Annotated in this window: 2 protein-coding genes and 1 pseudogene; all 3 read left to right on the top strand. The window is 77.5% G+C overall.

Translation table 11 applies throughout. The features are described 5' to 3' along the window. Positions 1-1,630 (top strand): hypothetical protein (locus tag DVA66_RS17475; protein ID WP_232822042.1); only part of this gene is annotated, 1,630 nt, incomplete at its 5' end. Beyond that, a complete protein-coding gene (locus tag DVA66_RS17470; RefSeq protein ID WP_114561205.1) occupies positions 1,630-4,149 on the top strand; it encodes a hypothetical protein in 2,520 nt (839 codons plus the stop codon). The genes DVA66_RS17475 and DVA66_RS17470, both read left to right, overlap by 1 nt. Before the next feature lie 13 nt (positions 4,150-4,162). Beyond that, positions 4,163-4,435 (top strand): annotated as a pseudogene (locus DVA66_RS17465) (hypothetical protein); the annotation flags it as partial.

The following is a 4,435-nucleotide window of genomic DNA, read 5'->3' as shown; positions in this document are numbered from 1 at the left end:
CCGCGGCGCCGCCGCGCTGGCCCGCGACGTGCTGCCCCGGCTGCGGAGCGCTCTGGTCCGCGCCGCGGAGGAGCTGGCCGCCGCCCGGCGCACCGAGGCCGGGTCGGTGGGCGTGGCGGTCACCGCCACCGACGCCTACGCGGCCTGGCCGCAGAGCGAGGTGGTGCCGTCGCGGTTCGAGCCGGCCCGTAACGAGGTCACGCTCACCCCGACCGCGGTGTTCCGCTCCGCCTTCGCCGAGCACCTGCGCCGCGCCCTGGCCGGGGCCGAGGGCCACGAGGTGACCGCGGTGCCGCGGGCCGTCGCCAGCGGGCGGTGGCCGGTGGCCCAGGGGGAGGCGCCCGGTGGGCTGCTGGACGTCCAGCGGGTGTGGGTGGCGCGGGAGTTCGTGGCCGACCCCGACGGCGGGGAGCCGCTGATGCCGACCCTGCCCGACTACCACGTCGGGCTGGCGCCGGCGGAGGTGCTGCAGCGGGCCCGGGCCTTCGTGGCCCGTCCCGACGAGAGCTTCGACAGCTACTGCCGGGTGTCGCTGCGTAGCCACGTGCAGACCCAGCTCGAGCACGACCCGCGCAGCACCGTCTCCGAGCTGACCACCAAGCTCGGGCTGGCGCTGCGGGCGGCCCGGCCGCTGACCGGGATCGACGAGCACGTGGTCAACCGCACCGGGGGCAGCATCGACTTCGAGTACAAGTTCTCCGCCGTCCCGTTCGACCAGATGGCCGTGCTGGAGCCGCTGCGCCGGGTGCTGGCCGAGGACCGGACGGTCGCCGAGGGCAGCCTGCAGCGTTTCGACCGGGCCCTGGCCACCTCCTCGGCCGCCCGGCGGGTCGACATCTTCGGTTCCCACATGCCGGTCTCGCCGGTCGCCTTCGCCCCGGTGCTCAACGGCATCCGCGACGACTGGAACGCCGCCTCGCCCGGCGCCCGGCAGAGCTTCTGGCTGTGGCGGCGGGCCCGTCCGCTGACCGCCTCGGTGCCGATGACGGAGGTGGAGCGGCGCACGCTCGCCGAGGGCTGGCTGATCGGGCTGGTCACCGGCCGGCTGCAGCTGCCGCCGGCGCCCTACACCGACCCGGTGCAGGTGGTCGACGGCGACGGCACCCGGCTCGCCTTCCCGCACCCGCTGCTCACCCCGCGGACCGCCTTCGTCGACGCCATCGACTGGTTCCCCGCCGTGCTGGAGTCCTCGCTGCTGGCGCTGGCTGGCAGCAGCCAGACGATGGAGTCGATGCGTCCCTACCGGGCGCTGCGGGCGCTGGCCGACGACTCGCCCCAGGGCCCGGTCGGCCCGGCGGTCGAGGCCTCGGGGGTGCGGCTGCTGCGCTCCTGGCTGACCGCCCCGGGCGCCACCTCCTCGGTGCGCTCGATTCGCGAGGCCGCCCCGGCCGAGCGGGCGGGCGCGGCCCGGCAGTGGCTGGTGGAGCACCCCCGCGGGCCCGGTGCGCTGGTCCGGACGGAGTACCTCACCCCCGGCGGGCGCTTCTTCCGCCCGGCCACCCGGACGGCCGCGGGCAGCCTGCCGCTGATGAGCGACCTGGCGCCCGAGTTCGTCGCCGCCGCCGAGCGGGTCGCGGCCATGGTGGAGGTGGCCGCCGGCGCCGCGCCGGACGACCTGGTGGAGTTCTGATGGCACTGGCCGTCCTGCTCTGCCCGCGCGGTCCCCTGGAGGGGGTCGGCGACGTGCTGCGGGACTGGAACGCGCTCGGGCTGGTCGAGGACTTCGTGCTCGTGGACGCCGGTGAGCCGGGAGGAGCCGCCGACCGCAGCCTGCTGGTCTCCGCGGGGCTGGCGCGGCCCGTCCGGGTGGACGAGCTGGTGGCCCGCACCGAGCCCGACCGGGTCCGGCTCGCGGTGCTGGTGCCCGCCCTGCCCGACCCGTGCGGGGACGACGAGCACCTGGACGCCCGCGCCGAGGAGCTGCGCGGGTCCGTCGCGGGTCAGCGCGGACCGGCCCTCGAGCTGCTGCGGGTGGTCCTCTGCCGTCCCGGCGGCGAGGACGCCCTGGCCGGGCAGGTGCGCGGGCAGTGGCACACCCTGGTCGTCTCGCCCGAGGACTCCCGCGCCCCCGGCTCACCCAGCCAGCAGCTGGACGAGCGCACCGACCCGGTCGGCATCGGCCCGCACGCGGCGGCCGCCCTGTGCGGTCTGCTCGGGCTGTGGCGCGGCCAGCCCGGCGCCCCCTACGACGGCACCAGCAGCTCCCCGGTGCCGCGGGCCCGGGTGGTGCGCACCTTCCACCGCCGGCTCGACCTCGGCGGCGCCGCCGCCCAGGTGCGCGAGCGGGTGCTGCCCGGCGGCGGCTCCTTCCCGCTGCCCTGGGACGGCGACCAGGTGGCGGTCACCGTGCCGGCGGACTCGGTGCGCCAGGTGACCGAGGAGACCGCGCGGCGCTGGGCGTCGGCGCACCCGCTGTGGAGCGGGCGGGAGGAGGTGCCGGAGCCCCGGACCGAGCACGTCGGCCCGGTGGAGGCGCTGCGGCTGTTCCTCGGCTTCCTCGCCTCGGCCGTCCGCGGCGCCCCGGAGCGGTGGGCGCGGGCGGTGCGGCACCAGGTCGCCTCCCAGGTCGCGGCCCGGGTGCACGCGGCCGTCTTCGGCCAGGCCGACTCGGCCTACACCGTGGTGGTGCGCGGGGTGCGTCCCGACGGCAGCCCGGCCGGGCTGGAGGACCTCACCCGCGCGGCCGCCCAGCTCTCGGAGGTGCGGCTGCCCGACCAGCCGGTCAGCGTCCCCGCCCCGGTGCGGGTGTCGCAGCTGTGGCGGGACTTCCTCGGCGCGGCGATGACCCTGCTCGACGCGGGCGAGCGCCACCCCACCCTGAAGCCGGTCGCGGCCGGGCACCAGCGGGCCGTGCTGGCGCGCACCGAGGACGTGGTGCCGCCGCTGGACGCGGTCGAGGACGGGCTGCACCCCGCCGACCACCTCGGCGTCGAGATGCGGCTGCGCCAGCTCCGCGTCGTCGAGGGCGGCGCCCCGGTGGAGCGGATCCAGCAGCTCGAGCACTGGCGGGAGCGCTGGGCCGACAGCTTCGCCACCGCCTGCGGGCGCGAGCTCGGCGCGAAGGTGGTCGAGTCCAGTCGGGAGGTGCGCCAGATCCTCCTCGCGCTGGAGGAGGCCCGCGGGGAGGTGGCGGACGACCCGGCGGCCGGGCGCGGCCAGCGCAGCCTGGGACGCCGGCTGCTCGGGATGGCCGGGGTGACGCTGCTGCTGTCGGTGCTCGCGGTGGTGCTCGGGGCCTACGGGGTGCTCGACGTCGCCACCACCGCCATCGTCGTGCTCGTGCTGGTGGTCGGCTTCGCCGTCGGTGGGTCGGTGGTCTTCGTCCGCCACCAGCAGGAGCTGTTCCAGGCGCTGGCCCGGCAGCGCTCGCTGGTGCGGGCCGCCGACGTCCACCGCCAGAACCTGCCGCGGGCGGTGGAGGACCTGCGGGTGCGGACCGAGCTGTACGGCCAGCTGCGTCGCTGGGTGGACGTGCTGGCCCGCTTCCTCGCCCCGACCGGGGAGCCGGCGAGCGGGCCGGGGCAGGGGCCGACCGACGGGGTGACCTTCCCGCTGTCGGTGCAGCTGGGCGCCTCCGCGCCGGACGTCGACCAGGTCGACCTGGCCGCCCAGCGGGTGCAGCGGGCCACCTTCGGCCGCGGCTGGCTGGACCGCGGGTTCGCCGGGTTCCTCGAGCACGGCGCCCGGACCTCGGGCGAGCTGCACCAGCGCACCGTCGACCCCGACTACCTGCTGTCGGAGGGTGCGGAGCCCGGCACCGCGCTGAGCCGCTGGGCCGCTGCCGACCCGGCCACCCTGCCCGGTGCCTGGGCCTGGGTGCACCGCACCGTCGAGGCCGCGGTGCAGGAGGAGACCACCCGGCTCAGCGCGTCGGCCCCGGTCGTCAGCGGCGGTCGCGTCCGCAGCCACGACGAGTTCGTCGGCGAGGCCGACCTGTCGGGTGCGGACCGGGCGCTGGCCCAGCGCTGCTTCACCCCGGTGGCGGTCGGGGCGGGGGCCAACCTGGTCGAGCCGCCGGTGTGGTCGGTCTCGTTCGGCCTGGCCCGCACCGTGGTCGAGCACACCCGCTGGCTGGCCGCCGACGAGCTGGCCGGACGTCCGGTGGCGGGCTCGGCGCGTCCCGTGCCCGACGACGACGTCGAGTTCTGAGGGGAGGAGGGGCGTGCCCGACCACGACAGCGTGCTGCAGGAGCTGGAGGCCTGGCGCCGCCACGGCACCAGCACCGGCCGGTTCACCTTCATCGACCTGCGCAAGAGCCTGCTGCAGCAGCTGGCCCGGGCGCGGAACCCGCAGGAGGTCAGCCGGCTGCTGCCGGCCCAGCTGCAGTGGCTGACCGACGAGGTGTGGCGGATCGTCGGCCCCCGCCCCGAGGCCGCCCCGCCACCACCGACGCCCGCGCCGACGCCCGCGCCGACGCCGGCGCCGACCCCGGCC

The sequence above is a fragment of the Desertihabitans aurantiacus genome, from assembly GCF_003344635.1.
GTDB classification, from domain to species: domain Bacteria; phylum Actinomycetota; class Actinomycetes; order Propionibacteriales; family Propionibacteriaceae; genus Desertihabitans; species Desertihabitans aurantiacus.
Note: the sequence above shows the minus strand (reverse complement) of the source record. Positions and strands in the feature narration are given on the sequence as shown.